Genomic DNA, 21,100 nt, shown 5'->3' with positions numbered 1-21,100 from the left:
CCTCTTTTCTTCTACACTTATTACATATTCTTGTGTTAGGTCTATCGCCAAGTGGTAAGGCAGCGGCTTTTGATGCCGCCATTCCCTGGTTCGAATCCAGGTAGACCTGCCAACCTTATTTATGCACCATCGCTTTAAGAGACAACCGAAAGGAGCTCTCTTAGCTCACACCCGGCTATGCTGGGTGTTGTTTTATCTAGCCCTTCAATCCTATTAAGTTTGCCCTTTTTTGGCGCTCCGTCGTTCTGTGGTTCTGTTGTTCTACTGTTCTGCGGTTATGTTGTTCTACCGCTCTTGGTACTCTTGTTCGATTACTCGGTGGTTCAAAAAGTCCATTTCCCTCTCAGTTCCGGGGCATCCAAATTTAAGGCAAAAAAATCCAGCCGAAGCTGGATTTTTATCTCTTAATTTAGCTTAGCCTAGAAGACCCAAAGCTGAGTTTGGAGCTTGCTTAGCTTGAGCAAGTACTGAGCTCGATGCTTGGCTCAGGATCTGAGACTTGGTCAATGCCGTTGTCTCTTTCGCAAAGTCAGTGTCTTTGATTCGGCTCTTAGAAGAATTAACGTTTTCGTTAATGTTGTCTAAGTTGTTGATAGCGTGGCCGAAACGGTTTTGGAATGCACCAAGCTCCGCACGGTGGCTATCTACAAATTTAAGCGCTGCATCGACAATAGCGACTGATTCTTGTGCGCCACCAACGGTACGAACATCGATAGTGTCTACTGTTACGCCTTTTGCTTCACCGAAGCTAAGTTCACTCGCTAGACTACCACCAAATGCCGCTGTACCTTGTACTCGGTTGTTATCGGTGAAGATCTGCATACGACCTTCTTCATCAACCGACGCTTTAACAAGGTCTGTCTGACCATTGATGTAAGTCGCAAGTTCTTCGATATCATCACCAGCTTTTGCCGCTACAGCAATGTTTTGCTCTTGGCCAAATTGGTCAGTTAACGTGATTGTTAGGTCGTTTGCGCCTGCTTGTACAGCCCAGTCTTTGTCTTTACCGTTAGCTGCAACATAGCTGTTGCCGCCCATCATAGACTCATCACTGCGCATATTGTTCAGTGACAGCATTACTGCTTCACCGTTATCTGCACCAATCTGGAATGACTTAGTCGCAAAGGTACCATTGAGCAGTTTATTACCACCAAAAGAGGTAGTTTCTGCAATACGGTTTAACTCGTCGTTAAGTGCACCAATCTCTTCTTGGATTGCAACACGCTCTGACTGAGAGTTTGAGCCGTTTGCAGACTGCAATGATAGATCTCGCATACGTTGTAGAATGTTAGTAGTTTCGTTCATTGCTCCTTCAGCAGTCTGAGCAATCGAAATACCGTCATTCGCGTTACGTACCGCTACATCTAAACCGCGACTTTGCACGTTCAACCTGTTCGAGATTTGCAGACCCGCTGCGTCATCTTTTGCACTGTTGATCTTAAAGCCAGATGATAAACGTTCCATTGATGCTTGCTGCGACTCTTGCGCGCTATTCAAATAGCGTTGCGCTGTCATCGCTGAAACATTGGTGTTTACATTAACCGCCATAGTGGTCTCTCCTATTGATTTCCGGCGAAGCGGAAGTTCCGAACGGTTTCCGACGTCTCGGTAAACCAATTAGTTCTCTCAAAGTACCTTTATTAGCGACTTACTCTGGATTTCCTTTAGAAGAAATTATGAAAATTCTGAAAAATTAATGGGAAGAGAGTGAGTTAGAGAGGTTAACGACAGATATGATAAAAGTTTTTAAAGTTTTCGCCGCTTGTGCCGATGAGCAAATCAACCTGAAGCACGCGATTTACCTCCAGCCGATTCAATACCCTAGCAAAGAAGGGGCAAGCGCAGATAAAACTAATAAACGAAAACCCCGACGGCTATCTATATAACCATCGGGGTAGAAGAGAAAAAGCCCCTTTTCCTTTGAGAGAACCGGGGCTATTTGGTAGCAAACGCTAATGTGGAGATCGAGAGAAATGACACATTAGGGCTGCCGAGTGCGTGATATTTACGGAGTTGTAAGCAGGGTGAGAGAGAGAACTTACAACCCTGTTTCCATCACGCTTGCCAAGAAGGCTCTATTGATACTCACGTCTGAGTCAACATCAATAAAGACTTCCCGAACTACTGCAATAGAGTCATTGCAGAGTTTGGCAACTGTTTTGCTTGGGCCAGTATTGAAGTACCAGCTTGCTGCAATATTTGCGCCTTAGTCATTGCCGTGGTTTCTTTCGCAAAATCTGTGTCGCGAATTCGGCTGTTCGACGCTTCTACATTCTCCTGGATGTTCGCCAGGTTGTTTATACTGTGGCTGAGTCGGTTTTGTTTCGCACCAAGGTCAGCTCGTTGTGAGTCTACGTATCGCAATGCAGAGTCAATAATGCCTACGGCATTCTGTGCACCACCAACACTACGTACATCAATACTCTGTACCGTCGACGCAACACCAGGACCGCCATTAAGACCAAGTTCACTCGCCAGACCACCGGAAATATTCAGGTTGCCTTCTAAGTTTGGCTCTGCGGCAAAGAGTTGCAGCTTGCATCTTGATCAACAGAAGCTTTTAGCTTGTCTGTTTGACCATTGATGTAGGTAGCCAGCTCTTCGATATCGTCACCTTCTTTAGCGATGATATCTAAGGTAATGGCTTCACCATCTTTAGTTGTAAACTCAAACTTAAGGTCTTTTGCCGTTGCTGGAACACCCCAGTCTTTGCCTTTGCCTTGTTCTGAGATAAAGCTCTGACCACCCATTCTGAAGTCATCTGCACGTATGCTTGTTAGCCCCATGATGATCGCTTCACCAGAACTTGCACCGATCTGAAAGGACGCTTCGCCAAATGAACCGTTCAGTAGTTTACGACCACCAAAAGAAGTGGTTTCCGCAATACGGTTAAGTTCATCTTGAAGTGCGGTCACTTCTTCATTTAGTGCTTGGCGCTCTGACGCCGAGTTGGTACCGTTAGCCGATTGTAGTGACAAGTCACGAATACGCTGCAGAATACTGGTTGATTCGTTCATCGCACCTTCAGCAGTTTGGGCAATCGAGATACCGTCATTTGCGTTACGCATTGCGACATCAAGGCCTCTTGACTGAGCGGTCAATCGGTTAGAAATCTGTAGACCCGCAGCATCATCTTTAGCACTGTTGATCTTTGCACCGGAAGACAAACGTTCCATAGAGGTGTTGAGTTCCCCGGTGGCTTTGCTTAGGTAACGCTGGGCTGTCATCGCCGAGACGTTAGTGTTTACAGTTATGGTCATAGTTTGCTCTCCTAGTGAGTTCGCAAGTGCTTGCGAAGCGGCCAGCTTAATCTCATTTGGAAGCACTGACCGTGAATGACTTGCTTAACCAGTTCGCACCGGTTTATAAACTTGTTTGTCTACTGTACTTAAAACTATCCAATTAGCGTGCCAACTTTTAAATCAGTAAAAATTTATTTCAAAATCAAGCCATTTCAATAAGTTACAACGCATTAATTACTTACTGCTTCCTTGCTTTTTTCTACTTAAGTCGAGCTGACAATCCGTTTGCCGCTCGTTTGCCGCTCAATTGCCATGTCTTTACATGTTCTTGTTGAACGACAATAAATAGGCTCGAAGGCATAGCACATCGAGCTTATTTATTAGATATAGTTAAACAATGTGAGATCTTTCGTCTTACCGAATGCCTGCTGAGAAGCCTGCAGTGCGCGAGTGTTTTCATTGAACTCTATAACCGCAGCGGCGTAATCTAAGTCTTCGAAGCTACTCTTAGATTTGGCTAGGGTCATTTTAAAATCTTCGTGCTGCTCTTCTTGAATATCTAAGGTGTTTAACCTTGCACCTACATCGGTGCGCGCTTTGTTCAAGTGAATAAAGGCAGCGTGGAACTCTTGAACTAATTGGTGGAGTTTCGCCGTGTTGGAAGTATCTGATACCGACCCCTGTGAGTACTCCATCGCCTTGTTAAAAGTCTCAAAAATACTGTATGTGCGACGGGGCTCTAAGGTGATTTCATCGCCTTTATCGATTTGCCCTTTAACCTGAATGGTTACCCCTTCGTATTTTATTCCTTGCGAAGGGTCAAACTCGTCCGCCTGTACAACCGAACCATCTCGTTCCAACTGATAGCCATATTTGCTGTTTGGCATGTCGACAAACGTCAGTTTATAAGTAGATTGATCGTCCACATTGGTATTGATCGCTCTCTCTAACAACAGTTCTGAAGACTCGCCAATTTTGTAAGTCGGTTCAAAATCGCCAAACGGGTTGTCTATTTCCATAAACATTTTGCTGCCTGGATCATTAATAGGCATTTCCAAAGCGTTAGAGATTTTCATCTTGCGTTGATAATCATCTCCGGCATAGACCACGTTGCCATCCCTATCTTTAAAGAAAGGCTGATTCTTCGGTTTGGTACCCGCAAAGATATAGTTACCCGACTCGTCTTGAACATTGACTAGATTTAAGAAATTGTTGGCTATCTCTTCTAGCTCGCGTTTTTTCGCGAACCTGTCTTCCGGTGAAAGTGCACCGTTGATCATTTCCATTACCGTGCGCTTCGCTTCGTCGGCAAAACTCTCTGTATTGGCCACGATCACTTCGTGATGTTCTAGGCGGTTTCGAGACAGAACAATGCCATCCATATATTGGCGTAGTTGCTCTGACTGCTGATTGATGTTCTGTATGTAGTGCGTAGCAAGCGGGTCATCGCTCGGGCTCATCAGTTTTTTACCCGATGCCAGTTGAGCTTGGTTGTGATGAACCGCATGCTCTTGACGACGCAGGTCATTTTGCACTGACTGATAATTATGGAAGCTGGAAATTCGATTTAACATTTATCTGCCTCCTTATCTCAGTTGAAGAATCGTGTTAAAGGTGTCGTTCGCCGCTTGCATGATGCGTGATGATGCCATGTAAGCTTGCTGAAACTTCATCATATTTGCCGCTTCTTCATCTAAATTAACGCCGGATATAGAAGCGATTCGCTCTTGTGCCGACTCTTTCTCTAATCTCGCGACGTCTGTCAGTCGAGAGGCGGTCGACATTTTAAGACCCACATTGGTATTTAGGTCATGGTAGATATCCAGAACCGTTGACTCACCATCATTGAGTTTTTTGTCTGTCTGGATATTCTGCATTTTTAATAGGTTACCGTTGTCACCTTCTGAGGGGACAAGGTTTGCCGTAAACTTGTCGTTCGGCAAAGCGCCGCCGCTAATGGTAAAGGTGGTGCCTTGAACTGTGACCGGGCCTGACGGTGGATATTGCTGAGGCTGTAGCAACACATTCCCCTTAGTATCTGTAACCGCAAACTCTTGACCTGTCGGAGAAACCACTACTTCAAACTCTCTAAGACTACCTGCTGCGTTAATTTCAAAGGTTGCACTGCCTTGTGCAAATGTGGTGGAAGCTTCATAACTTTGCGCTGCGATATCAGCTGGGTCATTGGTCTCCATCTGCATCTGAGCCGCGCCACTGCGCGTAGGGCGAATCAACACTCTTTCGCCCGCTTCTAATCCATTGCGTATTTCTATCCTGACCCCGTCCACCAATATTTCATTACCGACGACAGGCACAACGCTCTGTTCGCCATCCGGTCGAGTAATGTAGTAATCACTGCCGTTGTACTGCAATGAATACTGGCCACCGATGATTTTGCTTGTATCCTCGATAAACACCGCGAGATCAGCTTGTGAATTGGACGAAGTTACAACCCGTGATTTGGCAACCACTTCTGAGTTCACATCTGTGAAAATCAAACCACCTATGTTTCCTCTTAGGTCCAAACCTTGATCTTGAAGCTTGTTCACTTCATAAGAAAAGGTGGTTGCCAACTTACCTAGTTCGTCGACCAAGTGTGGCAGATGCTTATCTCGCATCTCCAGCATAGCGCCAATCTTTCCATCGATATCTTTACTGGTTATGGCTTTAACCCCTTCACCTTCGATCATTGCGAGGCGGCGCTGCTTTACATCGGGATAGCCATCTAGCATGGTCAACTGACTGGCCTCTGTACCAGAGACTAGAGTATGACCATTACCAATATGAATATTAAAACCTTCGGCATTAGCTCGAGGTGTCACCGTCACTTTAGTGAACTCGGACAGTTCTGCTACCAGCTTTTCGTGTTCGTCCATTAAATCGTTATGAGGACCGGGAGTGCGCATCATTAAGCGGTGAAGATCGCGGATCTCCAGCGCCAACTGGTTCATTCTTTCGATACCTAAATCGAGCTTTCTTGCCGTATTGTCTGATTGCAAACGAATACTTTCGTGGAAGTCATTAAAGTTTTGCGTAACCAGCCCTGCTTTCTCCAAAAGGACTTTTCGCGCACCGACATCATTTGGGCTATCAGCTAATGACTTGACCGCATCAAACCATTCGTTCATGTTTTCTGGGATTTTCTTGGAAGCAACCGAAGAAAGCATTCCAGATAGCATCTCTAGGTTTTCTTCTGTATCGCGTTTGAAAGCATAGCTAGTGGTCGACAAGTTGAGTTCGTTAACGGCAAACTGATCCCAAGAGCGGCGAACATTGTCCACATGCACACCCATACCATAGGTCTGGCCTCCGTATTGGCGCGGTGCATTCGTGCCTTGGATAACGGACTGGCGGCTATACCCCTCTGTATTCACATTAGAGATATTGTGACCTGTTGTATTGAGTTGTCTCTGAGCTGTCAATACGCTTTGCGTACCTAAATTCAGAAGATCAGACGCCATACTGCCCCCGGGTTAGTAAAAAAATCAGTGTTAACTGAAAGACTAACCAGTATTTTGCAAATTATGTGCCAAAGAATTATCGAAGAGAAAATAAAGGAAGACCCGTAGAACACGGGCCTTTAAAATTACATGTTATCAATGCGTTGCTTAACGCGGAGTACTTTGTCGGCGTACTGTGGATCAGTGGCATAACCCGCTTTGTGTATGCCGTGGATAAAGGACTCTGAGTTACCGCCGTGCTGAAGAGCCGTTGTGTATCTTGGGTTCTCTTGTAAAAACTTCACATAGTCTTCAAAGCTGTCCTGATAGTTAGCATAAGAGCGGAACGCTGCTCGCTCTTGTACTGGAACGCCTTGATGGTACTCCAGAGTTTGCGTGGCCACTTTACCGCCTTTCCAGCTTCTATCCGCTTTGATATTAAACAGGTTGTTACTGTTGCCTTGTGAGTTCTGAACCATTTTTTGCCCCCACCCGGTTTCTAGCGCCGCTTGCGCTAAAAGCAGTGAAGGATCGACGCCCAAGGTTTGTGCCGCGCGTTGTGCATAAGGTGACAAAGACGCAACAAAGCTTTCTGGGCTATCGAAACTAATTCCATCTTTGTCAACGTTTGTAGGAGCTGTTGAAGCTTGTACTGCCCTTGCCTCTTTGACGCGATTGACTCGTTCCATTATCTGTTCAAAGTTTTGCGTTTGATTTGCCGCGTTTTGATTCTCTACCTTGCCGCTACTCAGTTGAGCAACGATCATGTCAGCAAGTCCTAACGAGCCACTGGCACTCAGCTCACTCGACATTTGCTCATCGAGCATTTGACGGTAAAACTGCTGATTCTGGCTGTCCATTAGGCCGGATTCAAAGCTGGCGTTCGCATCTCGCATCGATTTAAAGAGCATAGAGGTAAAAATCGATTCAAACTGTTTAGCAGCCGATAGCAATGCTTTTTCTTCGCTGCCTTCTTCGCCGTTTACAGCTTGCTGACGCAGTTTATCCAAACCTGATATATCGTGGATAAAGCCGATGTCATTTCCGTTGTTAATCATCGCTCTCTCCTTAGATAATAATTAGCTGGCCTTCGATAGCGCCTGCTTGCTTAAGGCTTGTAAAATCGCCATTAAGTCTGAAGGGGCAGCGCCAACTTCATTCACCGCTCTAACGAGGTCGTCTAGTGTCAGGCCGGGTTCAAACTTGAACATTTTTCCCTGCTCCTCTGATACTTCAATATCCGTATCAGGAACGACGACCGTTTGGCCACCAGCAAACGCATTTGGCTGGCTTGCGTTAAGGTTTTCTTTGATCGCAACTGTCATACCACCATGAGTCACGGCAGCCGGCTTTAAACGCACGTGCTTGCCGACAACGATAGTACCAGTGCGCGAATTGACAATAATCTTTGCCGAACTGTCTGCGGGTTCAAACTCTAAGTTTTCTATCGCAGATAAAAAAGCCACTCGCTGAGTAATATCTCTTGGCGCGCGAACTCGAACAGATGTTGCGTCAATTGCCGAAGCCATATTTGGACCAAGGAAATTATTGACCGCATCTGCCATTCGTTGTGCGGTGGTAAAATCAGATTCTAAAAGATTGAAAGTGATAAAGTCGCCACGTCCAAAAGGGGAAGGAATTTCTTGCTCGACGATGGCACCATTTGAAATCATACCCGCTGTTGGGTTGTTACCAACGATTTTAGAACCGTCTGCACCCGAAGCACTAAAACCACTGACGACTAAATTTCCCTGTGCGATGGCATAAATTTGCCCGTCTAAACCTTTTAGCATTGTCTGCATCAAGGTGCCACCTCGAAGGCTCTTAGCCGAACCAATCGATGACACGGTGACGTCTATGGTTTGCCCCTGCTTTGAAAAAGCGGGGAGTTCAGCAGTCACAATGACCGCCGCCACGTTTTTACTCTTTGGTTTAGTGCCTGGCGGCAATTGAATGCCAAAATTTTGCAACATGGCATTAAAACTTTGATCGGTAAATGGGGTTGACTCACCAGTTCCGGGAAGACCAGTAACCAAGCCGTAGCCAACCAATTGGTTACTTCTGACCCCAGCAACTTGTGCCACGTCTTTGACTCGTGCCGCTTGAGCACTTGTTACCACTAAACACAAGCTGGTCAGTATCAGAAATAACTTTTTCATCGCATCTACCTTTCTTTAATCTATCAGTGCCAAAACTTCGACTTTCTGCCTTGGCTATAGAGCGACATTAAAGAATCGTGCCAAGAATCCAGGTTCTTGCATATCTTGATTAGTTCCAGTACCTGAATATTGAATTCTAGCGTTAGAAATACGATTCGACGCTATGGTGTTATCGTAGTCAATATCGTCGGGACGAATCGTACCGCTTAATCGAATGTATTCATCACCAGCATTCAGTGTGAGCCACTTTTCACCGCGGATCACTAGGTTGCCATTTGCCAATACTTCGATAACTTCAACCGTGATCGAACCCGTTAAGCTGTTACTTTGATTAGCCGCTGAGCTGCCACTAAAATTGTTGTCGTTGCTCAGGTTATAAGAGAAATCGTAGTCGCTGATGGTGACTGGTCTACCACCAACTTCTAATGGATCCATTGAGGCGTCATTGCTCTTTGAAAGATCCGCATCCGCACTTTTAGCCGCTTTGGTACTTTCCGATAGTGTGACAGTAATAATATCGCCAATTCCGCGCGGTTTTGAATCATCATATAAACTGCTAGCTTGCGCTCGATTAAACAGTGACCCTGTTTCTGCCGCGTAATGCTCTGGCTCGTGTTTAGGGTGAATTGGTGCCCAAGCTGGATCACCAGCGATGGGGTCAGAGCGACCTCTAAGCGTATCAACAATACCGCTGCTTTCTTCTTCGGCTTTGTCACCTTCTACCGCATCAACCGTTGTGGTACCTTGGACGACATCTGGCGTTTCTACTGGTGGTTCCAACATTGAACAACCCGATAAAATGGCAATCATCACCACTAAAATTAAACGAATCATAGCTCTCACCCTACCCCAATGATTACAGTTGCTGATTAACAAAGCTCATCATCTTATCTACCGCAGAGATGACTTTTGAGTTCATTTCATAGACGCGCTGAGCTTCAATCATATTCACCAGCTCTTCAGTGACATTCACATTCGACGTTTCTAACATCGATTGGCGGATCTCACCAAAACCATCCAAGCCCGGAACGCCTTCTTGTGGATCACCACTGGCACCGGTTGGTAGATAGAGGTTTTGACCTATGGGTTCTAGACCGCCGGGGTTAATAAAATCTACCGTGGTGATTTGACCTAATACTTGGTTGTCCTGCTGGCCTCTTACCCGAACAGATACTTCGCCATCATTGCCAACCGTAATACTAATAGCATCATCGGGGATCGCAATTTCTGGTTCGACTGCATACCCAGCACCAGAGGTGACAATCACACCTTCGTCATTGACGGTAAACTGACCGTTGCGCGTGTAACCTATATTGCCGTCAGGCATTAAGATTTGGAAAAAGCCGTCACCTTCAATCATCATATCCAGACTGTTAGTTGTCGTCTGCGTATTGCCTTGAGTGTGCACTTTTTGTGTCGCTACCACTTTGGAACCCGCACCTAACATAAGACCACTAGGCAGTTCAGTGTTTTGTGACGACTGACCTCCAGGTTGATTGATGTTTTGGTAAAACAGATCTTCAAACACCGCGCGGCTTTTTTTGTAACCAACGGTCGAGGCGTTTGCCAAGTTGTTTGAAATCGTTGAAATATTGGTTTGCTGGGCATCTAAGCCCGTTTTACTTACCCATAACGCCGGATGCATATCTCTCTCCTAAATCTGTTTAGCTAGTACGAAGCAGCGAGTCGGATGCTTTGTCCATCTCTTCTGCGGTGCTCATCATCTTCACTTGCATTTCAAATTGTCTCTGCAAGTCGATTAGGCTTGTCATTTCGCCAATGGCGTTGACGTTGCTCCCTTCAAGAGCACCCGTGAGCAGTTTTACATCGGCATCCGCTTCGTATGCCGCATTAGGATTTTTGGAACGGAACAGTCCGTTAATATCTTTGAATAGGGATTGGTTGTTGGTCGAAGTCAGTTTGATTCGGTCGACGATTTCTATCGCATCAGCAGGTGCCCCTTGTGGTACAACTGAAATAGTACCATCTGCACCAATTTCAACTTTGCTCACTGGGATAGGCAATGTGATTGGTGCCCCGGTTTCCCCTAGAACCAAATTGCCGTTGCCGCTGGTGAGTAATCCATCGGCTTCAATTTTAAGGTTACCGTTGCGAGTCAGCCCTTCTTGACCTGTTTTGTCCAGTACAGAGATCCAACCGTTACCTTGAATGGTCACATCAAGATCTCGACCTGTAGTGATGACACTACCTTGTGAGAAGTTATGTCCTGGGCGCTCTGTCATGCTGAACACACGAGTTGGCAAACCGTCGCCGTATGCCTGCATCGAACGGGCTTGCGCCAAATCAGCACGGAAGCCCGTGGTACTGACGTTTGCCAAGTTGTTCGCTCGCAGTTGTAGTGCTTGCATATTTTGCTTAGCGCCACTCATGGCTAAAAACAGAGAACGATCCATTACTTTACTCCAATGATCACTATTCTAAGGTCATTAAAGCAATTGGTGTGCCAGTTTTTATTTTCTTTATTTTTCAGATAGATAGACAAAAAGAGGGAGAGATAAGGCATGCTTGCCGCTAGGGAGGCAAGAAAAGCAAGCCAGTGTTTGCCACCGGCTTGCCCTTTCAGACGATTGCACGATAAGGAGATTATCGGATTTGCAGGATGTTTTGTTGTGTCTGGTTGTGAACTTCTAATGAACGAGAGTTCGCTTGGAAGTTACGCTGAGCTGAAATCAAATCCACCAGTTCTTGAGTCATATCGATATTCGACTGCTCCAAGGTACCACTGCTAATCGTACCAAAAGAACCTTTGTTAGATTCACCCCAGATCTTATCACCAGAGACTGCGTTGCATCCCACTGAGTACCACCTTTTTTGTCAAGACCTTGCTCGTTAGCCACTCGCACTAGAGCTACGCGACCTAGAGTAATGTTCTGACCGTTAGAGTAAGTACCCAATACGCTACCGTTCTCATCAAAATCGACTTTGGTCAGGAAACCTGTTGTCGCACCATCTTGATCAAACTTAGTCAGTTCAAAAGGAGCGGCAAACTGAGTTGCTGAGTCTAAACCAAAAGAGAGGGTTTGGTTTGCATCAGCACCGTTTAGATCCACCGCATTTGGACCTACACCAATCGCTTCTGAAACAATATTTTGTCCGTTATTTAAGCTAGCTAACGTACCGTCATTGTTAAACTTCATGGTATGACCGATATGGCCCGTAGGTGTTGTTGCGTCACCACCAACGATGTTGACAGGCTTCTCACCAACTTTATCAGTAATGGTGTAGTAGGTTTGCCACGTATTAGCTTGAGTTTGATCTTTCAAGTAGTACGTCGTCATTTTATACGCTTGCCCCATCGAGTCATAAATCGTCGATGATGTTGAGCGGTTGTACGTTTCTGGATCGGTAAAGTCAAACAGCGCAGGGTCTTTTAGCTCACCGTTTGCCGGCAAGTTAACGCCGACACCAATGTTTGCCGTCTGTTTTGGTTTACCGAACTCCGCTGGAATGTTAATAGGCTTTGGCTCGTATGAAAGCACATCACCCGTATCCTTGTTCACTTCATAGCCCAACAAGAACTCATCATTGGCCGAAACCATGTAATTGTCCTTGTTTAGGTGAAATGCACCGTTACGGGTTAGCTCGTTCGTTTGAGGGACAAGTCTGTCTTTCGCTACTGCGAAGAAACCTGTACCACCCACACGTAGATCCATTGGGTTGTTTGTGTATACGCTTGAACCCTCGTGGAACTGTTGAGCGACCTTCGCTGCTTGCACACCTTGACCTGGAGTCGTTTTAGCATGTGTGAACAGCGAGTTTGAATACACATCACCGAACTCAGCACGAGACTCCTTAAAGCCAAAGGTATTGGCGTTCGCGATGTTGTTACTGGTTGTATTTAGATCCAGTTGTGCCGCGGACAAGCCGCTTAATGCAATATATGACATTCCAAAATCTCCTATCTAGCCAGCGTAGTTACGCTTTGCCAACTTCTAGTACTTCAGCAAGTCGAACTGGCGACTCAAAGCCAGCCAGATTGAGCAGTACATTACCATCACCATTTCCAAGCAGAACACTGTTGACGTTCGCATAAGTCGAAACATCAAACTCTTTGTTCGCACCTTCCATCAAACCCGAGGCTTTCACCTTGTATTTTCCGGCAGGCAATGGATTACCATTTTCATCGTTTCCGTCCCATTCAACGCGGTTATCACCAGCGGCTTAGCGCCCACATCGAAGGTTCTAACCAACTGGCCAACTTCGTTTTCTATTCGGACAAACAAGTTGTCGATAGATTGAGGAAGCTTAACCATAGCGGCCATTCCCGCATTTTGTTGTTTAACACCTGCTGCACCCGGTACGAGTACATCACGACCGACTAAAGTCGACGCTTGCAGGGCTTGGTTTGATGTCATAGACGTATTAAGAGTCTCAAACTGGTTGTTCATCTTGCCTATGCCATCGACGGTGGCAAATGATGCCATCTGTGCAATCATCTGGTCATTGCTAACCGGCTTAAAGGGATCTTGCTGAGCCAACTGCTTGGTGAGAAGGGAAAGAAAATCTTCTTGTTTAAGATCTTGTTTACCCGTGGTCTCATCTGGCTTTTTCTGATCCTGTAAGGCTTTAAGCTGGTCAACATAGGACAAGCCGCTTTGACCAACGTTATTAATATCAGCCATACGTTACTCCCCTTATTGACCCATCTGCAGCGTTCGCAGCAGCATTTGTTTACTTGCATCTGCCACTTGCACATTCGTTTGATATGAGCGAGAAGCAGAAATCATGTTGGCCATCTCTTCCATAACATTGACGTTCGGCTTGTAGATATAACCTTCGTCGTTTGCTAAGGGGTGATCAGGGTTGTACTCCGCATTGAGCGGTTTATCGCTTTCTACAATTCCCAAAACCTGAACTGGCACCGTATGGTCACTGTTATACTTTGCCTTACTTAACTCTGCGCCGAATACGGCATGGCGAGCTTTATAAGTGTCTTTAGCGGAACTAGAAACACTGTCGGCATTCGCTAGGTTACTTGAAGTCGTATTTAGACGAACAGACTCAGCACTCATTGCAGACCCTGTCACATTGAATACATTGAATAAGCTCATCTATTGACTCCCTTTAATAGCCTTAGTTAAGTTTTTGAATTTACTTCCTAAGAAGTCCAGTGACGCTTGATGACGAATCTGGTTTTGCATAAACAAGTTACGCTCTAGATCCACATCTACAGTGTTGCCATCACCGGTATCAGGTTGGGTAGGAAGACGATAAAGTACCTCCCCAGTCACTCTTGAAGAGGCAGGAATGTGCCGACTATCGGTACGATTGAGACCAATACTTGCCTCTGACGTTGCCGCTTGCAGCGCACGCTTAAAGTCCATTCCCTTTGATTTGTATCCAGGGGTATTCGCTTGTGCAATGTTGGTTGAGATAACCTCTGCATTGCGCTCACGGACACCAACAGTGTGTTGATGGATACCCAAAGCATTGTCAAATGAAATAGTCATAATTGCCTCTACAAATAAAAATGACCGCTACTGATTATGATAAAAGCAATATGTGTACCAACTTTTAAAAAGCATTCACTTTTTGCTTTCACCCTTGTTTTATAAGCAAAAGTTAAGCCAAGAACGAAATGTGCTCTTTGCCGCTTTGCCGGAATGTCACCCAATATATATAGCTTAGCGGCAACAAAAAGCCCAGTCATAAGACTGGGCTTAGATATCGACTACTGCGCTGTAGTCACTATTTTAACTTGTAGATGATTCCTGGATTACATCTCACCATTTCAAATCGATCGGTCAGGCCAGTTAAAGACTCAGAGGCCCCTAACAATAAATAACCACCGGGATTGAGGCTGTTTGCCATTTGATTCAGTACTTGAGACTTCATATCTGGAGAGAAATAGATCAGCACATTACGGCAGAAGATGATATCGAACTTGCCTAACAGTGCGTAACTATCCATCAAGTTTTGAGGACGGAAGTTAACTAAGCGCTTGGCGTTGTCTTTGATCTTCATACGGCCATCGCCAGCATCTTCAAAGAAAGTACGACGACGTTCCGCAGATAGGCCTCTGCCCAAGGCTAAGTTGTCATAAACCCCCGCACGACACATGTCTAACATACTTGCTGAGATATCCGTTGCCGTGATCGACACATTAGGCAGCATGCCTGGTTTTTTCTGCTGAGTCTCTAAAATGGTCATCGCCATTGAGTAAGGCTCTTGGCCAGACGAACTCGCCGCAGACCAAATTTTTATTGGGCGCTTCGTCGCAGCAATCTCAGGTAACAGGCGATCAGAAAGCACTTGGAAGGGATAAGTATCCCTAAACCACAGGGTTTCATTAGTAGTCATGGCATCAACCGCCGCTACTCTGAGCTCTCGGTTTCTACCAGTAACCACGTCTCGCAACAAATCAGATAACGACGTAAGCTTGAATTTTGTTACAAGCGGGCTTAAACGACTGCGCACTAAGTATTGCTTACTGTCTCCCAATACAATTCCGCATTGAGACTCTAAAAAACGACTGAAGTCACGATATTCTTGATCGCTTATTGTTATCGCTGTCATTAATTTCTCTTATTCTGGCGTTACTGCAGCTTTTACTGCATTCCCGAGTTCATCAGGATTAAACTTCGCGATAAAGGAGTTAGCTCCCACTCGTTCAACCATAGCTTGGTTGAAGACACCGCTGAGTGACGAATGTAGAATAACATAAAGATCTTTCAAATCAGCATGTCTGCGAATTTCTGCAGTTAAAGTATAGCCGTCCATCTCTGGCATTTCGATATCTGATATCACCAGTGAGATTTGATCGTAGATACTGCCCTCTGAAGCCATCTCTATTAACTTGTCGTAGGCTTCTTTGCCGTCTTTTACAGAGACCACTTCAAACCCTATTGAGGTAATCGCTCGTTCAACCTGCTTACGCGCTACGGTCGAGTCATCTGCAATGAGAATACGACGAACAATCGGTTTTTCCACTTCGGCTTCGGCAATCTCTTGACCAATGCTTTCGTCCATCGATTCATCCATTGGCGCAATTTCTGCAAGGATTTTCTCGACATCGAGAATTTCAACCAACTCGTTATCAATGTTTGTCACTGCGGTCAGATAGTTTGCCTTACCCGAACCTTCAGGTGGAGGAAGAATCGCTTCCCAGTGCATATTGATAATGCGTTCAACTGAAGTAACCAAGAACGCTTGAATAGTACGGTTGAACTCGGCGATAACAACGAAACACTTTTCTACATCGGTGGTGGGTTTACCACCAATAGCAAGGCTTAAATCGATGACAGATACAGTGTGGCCACGAATATGGGCAACCCCTTTGACAAGTGGGTGTAAGTTGGGCATCGAAGTAAGCTTAGGACATTGTAATACTTCTTTAACTTTAAATACGTTAATACCATAACGCTGTCGTCCCATTAGACGAAACGTTAATAGCTCTAATCGGTTTTGACCGACGAGTTGTGTCCGCTGATTCACCGAATCAAGAATCCCCGTCATAAGCTCATCTCCATCTCAAACTTTCTCGCGAAAAAGTGGTAGTCTACGGTAGACATGAAAAATTAGAGAAACAGAATGACATATCCTAAATCATACATGTGCTCACATTCCATAACTAAGTGTAGAGCTTTCTATAAATTTTTTTCTAAGTCTATCGGCATTTTATTTATTTTCTTTAGTTTTTCAGCACTCTCAGCCACTCAAAACCAGATCGAACTCATTCAAAAAGCCGCCGAAGAATACATTGTTTCCAATGTTGAATGGCCTGTAAATGGTACTTTAGAAGCAAAAGCTTCTAATATTGATACCCGAGTGCACGCAACAGATTGTCCCGAAGGGATCGCCGCTTCATCTAGTTCGACTAACCCGACATCTAGCAATATCACCGTACTTATCGAATGCCCTTCCGACAGTTGGCGCGTCTATGTTCCATCAGATTGACCAGAACAGGACCGCAGGTCACGGTCAACAGCCCAATCAGCCGAGGACAAATTATTACTAAGCAAAATGTTACTATCAGTATGGTAGACTTGCAGCGGTACAGGCGGCAAGGATTTTCCTCGATAAATCATGTGGTCGGAGCGAAAACAAAGAAAAACTTACGCACTGGTGACATTATCGAAGCTAACGATATATGCGTAGTTTGTCGCAATGAAACAGTTGTAATAAAAGCGTCGAATCCGGGTATGACGATCACAACTAAGGGTCTTGCCTTGTCCGATGGTGGCTTTGGTGAACAGATCAGAGTGAAAAATAGTAAATCCAACCGTATAATTGAGGGAACAGTCACTGCAATTGGTGAAGTCACCGTTCGATTTTAGCGATTAGGCAAAGAAGTGAATAAAAATATTAAAGTTATTTCTCTTCGTGTCGATAGTGACAGTACAGGTAATTGATTAAAGCATAAGGCTAGTATATGGCAGGCATTGATAACATACGCTCTGGGCAAACGGTTACGACTTCTACGCGTAACTCTGCACGTAGCGAAACAAATGCAACCGGTAATTCAGAAAGTGCAAAAAAATCCGGAGTTGCAAAGGACGCAGTATCACTGAGCACTCAAGGTAAAGCAGTAGGTGAAATGCACAACCAAATGGTAAGCCAACCAAGCTTCGACAAAGCAAAAGTGGCCGCCATCAAAGAAGCTATTGCTAATGGCTCTTATACAGTTGACCCTGAAAAGTTAGCTGACAACATGATCAAGTTTGAAAAAGAACTTGGTGGACTGTAATACCAATCAATGTGAGTCTGCGGTATGGCTGCATTAGAAGGATTAGTAGAGTTCCAACTTAAAAACGCCGAAGATCTTTCTTCCCTATTGGAGAAAGAGAAGCACGCTATTACCTCAAGAACTGCCAAAGATATTGAAACACTAGCCAAAGAAAAAATAGCGTTAATCACTCAACTTCAGCAAACAGATGAAAGAATTGCCCGTCATCCAGATATCGAAACGTTAAAAACCGACCCCCATCTCGCAGACCTGACCGGAAAAATTCAAAACCTTATTGCCGAGTGTCAGTTAGCCAACCAAGTCAATGGTGAAGCCTTACAACGCGCTCAGCTCAGCTTTAACAAACTCAATAACCTGATGAAACAGAGCCAAGGAAAACTTGGCATGACCTATAATGCCGAAGGTCAAACGAAAAATGTTTCCACGTTGGGGACTAACCTCAAAGCTTAAATCAATTAAACCTCCAAAAAAAGAGCGGCTTTAGAAGCCGCTTTTTTTATTCGGAGATAGAGTGGAGAGTTAGAACAGAGTCTGCTGTCGCTTTTCAGGTACTTGCTGAATTTCGCCATAGTCTCTCAGTTTGTTCATCTTCTTGATGTCCAAACGAAGCTCAGTGACATAACTGTCGCCAACTTTATAGCTGCGTACGACTTCTGCTCCGCGAATAACGCCATCTACCGCTCCTGAGGTCAGTTCGGTACCCAGTCTCTGGTCTTTTAAGTCAGCACGACCACTCACCCTCATGCCATAAACCTGTTCAGCGAGTTCTCGATAAGCATCAATCTTAGATGCGCGCATCGCTCGCACTTGCTTCTCTTCTTCGTTGCGCCCTTTCTGCTCGCTGATGCTGGCATAACCAACTGACGTCAACCAATCACCTTGATCAATTGGTGTTAAAGGCTGACAACCGACCATCACAAGAGCCATGAAAATAAATAGTAATGTTCTCATGGTTCCTCCTATGGGCGCAGAATAACTGTCATTGGTTGAGTCATCGTTGGATCAGAGCGGATCAGCACGCCATCTTGGGTGCGAATGCTATTCAGGGTATCTAAATCTCGACCAATTCTATCAGCTGGCAAGAAGCCTTGAGCCGACGCGACCACAACGCGAGATTGCATACCAACCACACGCGCATTAACCAATACGCCGCCTTCTTGACGCAACATAGTACCGGTCAGTACGTACTGAATATCTTGCTCTTGAGCTAAGTCTTTCCAGTCTCGGCTAAAGGCAAAATCGCCTTGCTGAGTAACTTGAATAGAGCCAGTTGTTTTAAAATCAACCACCTTAAAGCCACGGCGTTGGAACTGGTGGATAAACCCTTCAGAAACCGAGTTCCCTAACCAGTTGGTCGCATCCATGTTTTGCAGGTCTACAAAAGAGGTAACCGCTATAGGTGTTCTCGCCGAGACGCTGGTATTAGAAACCATCAAGTCTTCCGTCATACTTTCGACAAAGAAGTCAAGAGTATGACGCGGACTTTCAATCAGCATAAATTGTGAACCCGAATACGGTTCTTTACCGTTGTATATTGGCGCATAGGCACAAGCGGTTAAAAACAGTACGGGTACAAGTGATAACCATTTTTTCATTCTCTAATCTCCGATACAGACTGGTATCTCAATGCTCAACTTTTGTCTCTCGTGCTAAAGTGGAACATTCCTTGCTTTTGTAAAACTGTTCATGTTTAAAAGCGATACCAAAATCAGTTAAGAATTGATAAGCAAAAACTATACCCAAATGGCGAACACGATGAAAAAATGGTTATTAAGTTTCTTTTTAAGTAGCTCTACACTCCTATACAGCGGTCTATCTCACGCTGGTTGGTATGAGGTAACGGGTATGGCTACAGTCGTTTCTTCCGAAGAGGTGGCACGCGTACACGCTCTTGAAGATGCTCTGTACAAAGCCATTAGTTTCTCAGGTGCTGATATAGGCAGTATCGCCAATTTGCGACCATTTTTAGAAAGCAACCGGACAGAGTATCAGTTTGCCAATCACGAAGTGCGCTATATTGTCATCAACGAGCAAGAAGTTCGCCGCAATGTCATGGTTGTTAAGGCAAGGATTGACATTTACCCATCGGCAACAGGTTGCCACGTGAGCCAATACAAAAAGACCTTTCTAGTTGGCAATATCGACCTCGTCTCTCCCCAGCAAGCGGTAATGGGGCAAGTTTACAAAATTGGTGATGACTTTGCCCAAGTGATTAACCGACAGCTCGACGCCGAATCCTCGAGCTTTGTATCGGTAGGGACCACGGACTACGAAATTAACAAGCGCTACCCTGATAGATTAAAAATGATCGCAGAGGATACCGGCGCTCAATACATCATCGGTGGCGTCATCACCGACTTAACGGCAACAATTGAACAAAAGACATTTAGTGACGATGTAATCAACCGACAATTTGCCCTTGAAATGACCGTATTCGACGGTAAAACCGGCAGTGAAGTTTACAACCGAAACTATCGAGAGGTGGCGCGGTGGCCGTTTGCAAAAACCAGTCAAGTCGATACCAAAAGCGCTCGATTTTGGGCCTCTACCTACGGGGATATGATGCTAAGAGTCAGCCGTAATATTATGCTAGACCTAGAGTCTGAGGTCTCTTGTAAAATTACCCTACCAGAGGTCGTCGCCAAATGGGACAACGTCATCACGATAGATTTAGGACGTATACACGGTGTGGAGGAAGGTGACAAGTTACAAGCGTGGCATACAGGATCCTTTATCGACCAAAAAGGATTGCCAAGAAACAAAGTGACTCAAACAGATATTACCCTAACGGTTTCTCGGGTATACGAAACGGAAGCGGAGTTGAAAGTTGATCAACCTGAGTTAGCGGGAAGCATTCAAATCGGTGATGTAATGCATAAATTACTGAATTGATGAAACTTTATACTTAACATCTAAACTTATTAACGTAAGATGTACGCCGTGCTCCCGTGGCACAGCTGGATAGCGCGGCCCCCTCCTAAGGGGCAGGTCACAGGTTCGAATCCTGTCGGGAGCGCCAATTTAACAAAGCCAAGCTCCTTTGAGCTTGGCTTTTTAACACTATGCGTACAGTGGTTTGTCGTAATCAGACGCTTCATCGGTATAGGCTGTTACCTTCACATCTTCTACCAAGCCATTTTCTGCCTGAACTTGTGTTTCAAAGAAGTTGTGAATTTGGAATCGTCGACCATGTGCCGCCCACGCTTCTCCATCTGCCCAAATTTCATTAAACACAATGCTGTACTCATTTCGTGTCGCACTCGGGTGATCTATCTGGCGCGTCACTATGTATTGAACGCAGCCCTCTTCGCGAACAGAGTCCGGCTCTAGTGCTTTCAAAACTTCAAATAGTTCATCTTCCTTTCCCGGTTTTGCTTTGAACTGAGCAAGTACATACACTCTATTACTCATAATTTTTTCCACTAATCATTACAACTTGAATAAAAGTACCAAATATAAATTTTTAGTGAAACCCAAAATCCAAATACGGTTTTTGCCATCGCGGATCAACCAAATAATGACAATTAAGAATATTTAATCTTTTCACTAAAC

Annotated in this window: 17 protein-coding genes, 2 tRNA genes and 5 pseudogenes; 6 read left to right on the top strand and 18 right to left on the bottom strand. The window is 45.1% G+C overall.

The features are described from left to right. Positions 1-37 precede the first annotated feature (37 nt). Positions 38-112: transfer RNA gene (locus BLO31_RS15785), tRNA-Gln, on the top strand. A gap of 302 nt (positions 113-414) precedes the next feature. Here BLO31_RS15785 and BLO31_RS15780 read toward each other — a convergent pair. The 15 genes and pseudogenes from BLO31_RS15780 to BLO31_RS15710 all read right to left on the bottom strand — a co-directional run bounded on the left by BLO31_RS15780 (position 415) and on the right by BLO31_RS15710 (position 16,317). Then, on the bottom strand, positions 415-1,548 hold the full coding sequence (locus BLO31_RS15780) for a flagellin (RefSeq protein WP_070968783.1): 1,134 nt from the start codon (positions 1,546-1,548) through the stop codon (positions 415-417). A 573-nt stretch (positions 1,549-2,121) separates the two neighbouring features. Next, positions 2,122-3,260, bottom strand: a pseudogene (locus BLO31_RS15775) (flagellin). A gap of 362 nt (positions 3,261-3,622) precedes the next feature. Next, positions 3,623-4,816, bottom strand: a complete 1,194-nt coding sequence (gene flgL / locus BLO31_RS15770) for a flagellar hook-associated protein FlgL (protein ID WP_070968780.1) — start codon at positions 4,814-4,816, stop codon at positions 3,623-3,625. A 12-nt stretch (positions 4,817-4,828) separates the two neighbouring features. Beyond that, positions 4,829-6,703, bottom strand: coding sequence for a flagellar hook-associated protein FlgK (gene flgK, locus BLO31_RS15765; protein ID WP_070968777.1), 1,875 nt, complete (start codon positions 6,701-6,703; stop codon positions 4,829-4,831). A 125-nt stretch (positions 6,704-6,828) separates the two neighbouring features. Beyond that, on the bottom strand, positions 6,829-7,740 hold the full coding sequence (flgJ, locus tag BLO31_RS15760) for a flagellar assembly peptidoglycan hydrolase FlgJ (RefSeq protein WP_070968774.1): 912 nt from the start codon (positions 7,738-7,740) through the stop codon (positions 6,829-6,831). Positions 7,741-7,750: 10 nt separating this feature from the next. Beyond that, positions 7,751-8,841, bottom strand: a pseudogene (locus BLO31_RS15755) (flagellar basal body P-ring protein FlgI). Between the two features lie 54 nt (positions 8,842-8,895). Continuing rightward, positions 8,896-9,675 carry a flagellar basal body L-ring protein FlgH gene (gene flgH / locus BLO31_RS15750; protein ID WP_070968773.1) on the bottom strand — a complete coding sequence of 260 codons (780 nt, stop codon included), beginning with the start codon at positions 9,673-9,675 and terminating at the stop codon, positions 8,896-8,898. 22 nt (positions 9,676-9,697) lie between these two features. Continuing rightward, positions 9,698-10,486 (bottom strand): flagellar basal-body rod protein FlgG, encoded by a 789-nt coding sequence (flgG, locus tag BLO31_RS15745; RefSeq protein WP_070968769.1) that lies wholly within the window; start codon positions 10,484-10,486, stop codon positions 9,698-9,700. A gap of 19 nt (positions 10,487-10,505) precedes the next feature. Continuing rightward, complete coding sequence (locus BLO31_RS15740) at positions 10,506-11,255, bottom strand: flagellar basal body rod protein FlgF (RefSeq protein ID WP_070968766.1); 750 nt, start codon at positions 11,253-11,255, stop codon at positions 10,506-10,508. A 190-nt stretch (positions 11,256-11,445) separates the two neighbouring features. Then, a pseudogene (gene flgE / locus BLO31_RS15735) lies at positions 11,446-12,749 on the bottom strand (flagellar hook protein FlgE). A 28-nt stretch (positions 12,750-12,777) separates the two neighbouring features. Then, positions 12,778-13,484, bottom strand: a pseudogene (locus BLO31_RS15730) (flagellar hook assembly protein FlgD). Positions 13,485-13,496: 12 nt separating this feature from the next. After that, entirely contained in the window at positions 13,497-13,913 is a 417-nt protein-coding gene (gene flgC, locus BLO31_RS15725; RefSeq protein ID WP_070968762.1) for a flagellar basal body rod protein FlgC, read from the bottom strand. Beyond that, positions 13,914-14,312 (bottom strand): flagellar basal body rod protein FlgB, encoded by a 399-nt coding sequence (flgB, locus tag BLO31_RS15720; RefSeq protein ID WP_070968759.1) that lies wholly within the window; start codon positions 14,310-14,312, stop codon positions 13,914-13,916. A gap of 238 nt (positions 14,313-14,550) precedes the next feature. Then, positions 14,551-15,378 carry a protein-glutamate O-methyltransferase gene (locus BLO31_RS15715; RefSeq protein ID WP_070968756.1) on the bottom strand — a complete coding sequence of 276 codons (828 nt, stop codon included), beginning with the start codon at positions 15,376-15,378 and terminating at the stop codon, positions 14,551-14,553. 9 nt (positions 15,379-15,387) lie between these two features. Next, complete coding sequence (locus tag BLO31_RS15710; RefSeq protein ID WP_070968753.1) at positions 15,388-16,317, bottom strand: chemotaxis protein CheV; 930 nt, start codon at positions 16,315-16,317, stop codon at positions 15,388-15,390. A gap of 75 nt (positions 16,318-16,392) precedes the next feature. Here BLO31_RS15710 and flgA point away from each other — a divergent pair. The 3 genes and pseudogenes from flgA to BLO31_RS15695 all read left to right on the top strand — a co-directional run bounded on the left by flgA (position 16,393) and on the right by BLO31_RS15695 (position 17,998). Then, positions 16,393-17,138: pseudogene (gene flgA / locus BLO31_RS15705) on the top strand (flagellar basal body P-ring formation chaperone FlgA). A 95-nt stretch (positions 17,139-17,233) separates the two neighbouring features. Continuing rightward, positions 17,234-17,548, top strand: a complete 315-nt coding sequence (gene flgM / locus BLO31_RS15700) for a flagellar biosynthesis anti-sigma factor FlgM (protein ID WP_070968749.1) — start codon at positions 17,234-17,236, stop codon at positions 17,546-17,548. 24 nt (positions 17,549-17,572) lie between these two features. Then, the gene (locus BLO31_RS15695; RefSeq protein WP_070968746.1) at positions 17,573-17,998 is read left to right on the top strand and encodes a flagella synthesis protein FlgN; all 426 of its coding nucleotides are present in this window, start codon (positions 17,573-17,575) and stop codon (positions 17,996-17,998) included. 69 nt (positions 17,999-18,067) lie between these two features. Here BLO31_RS15695 and flgP read toward each other — a convergent pair whose 3' ends face one another. Both flgP and BLO31_RS15685 read right to left on the bottom strand, forming a co-directional pair. Further along, positions 18,068-18,499 carry a flagellar assembly lipoprotein FlgP gene (flgP, locus tag BLO31_RS15690; protein WP_070968743.1) on the bottom strand — a complete coding sequence of 144 codons (432 nt, stop codon included), beginning with the start codon at positions 18,497-18,499 and terminating at the stop codon, positions 18,068-18,070. A gap of 8 nt (positions 18,500-18,507) precedes the next feature. After that, positions 18,508-19,143 (bottom strand): FlgO family outer membrane protein, encoded by a 636-nt coding sequence (locus tag BLO31_RS15685; RefSeq protein ID WP_070968740.1) that lies wholly within the window; start codon positions 19,141-19,143, stop codon positions 18,508-18,510. Positions 19,144-19,303: 160 nt separating this feature from the next. Between BLO31_RS15685 and BLO31_RS15680 the strand changes: the two genes are divergently transcribed. Both BLO31_RS15680 and BLO31_RS15675 read left to right on the top strand, forming a co-directional pair. Beyond that, positions 19,304-20,440 (top strand): flagellar assembly protein FlgT, encoded by a 1,137-nt coding sequence (locus BLO31_RS15680; RefSeq protein WP_070968738.1) that lies wholly within the window; start codon positions 19,304-19,306, stop codon positions 20,438-20,440. Between the two features lie 50 nt (positions 20,441-20,490). Beyond that, positions 20,491-20,567 (top strand) — tRNA-Arg (locus BLO31_RS15675). A gap of 41 nt (positions 20,568-20,608) precedes the next feature. Here the strand turns inward: BLO31_RS15675 and BLO31_RS15670 are convergent. After that, positions 20,609-20,959 (bottom strand): putative quinol monooxygenase, encoded by a 351-nt coding sequence (locus BLO31_RS15670; RefSeq protein ID WP_070968735.1) that lies wholly within the window; start codon positions 20,957-20,959, stop codon positions 20,609-20,611. Between the last annotated feature and the right edge of the window lie 141 nt (positions 20,960-21,100).

Origin of the sequence: Vibrio sonorensis, from assembly GCF_001854765.1 — a bacterium.
Classification (GTDB): Bacteria; Pseudomonadota; Gammaproteobacteria; order Enterobacterales; family Vibrionaceae; genus Vibrio; species Vibrio sonorensis.
This window is presented reverse-complemented; position numbering and strand designations above follow the sequence as displayed.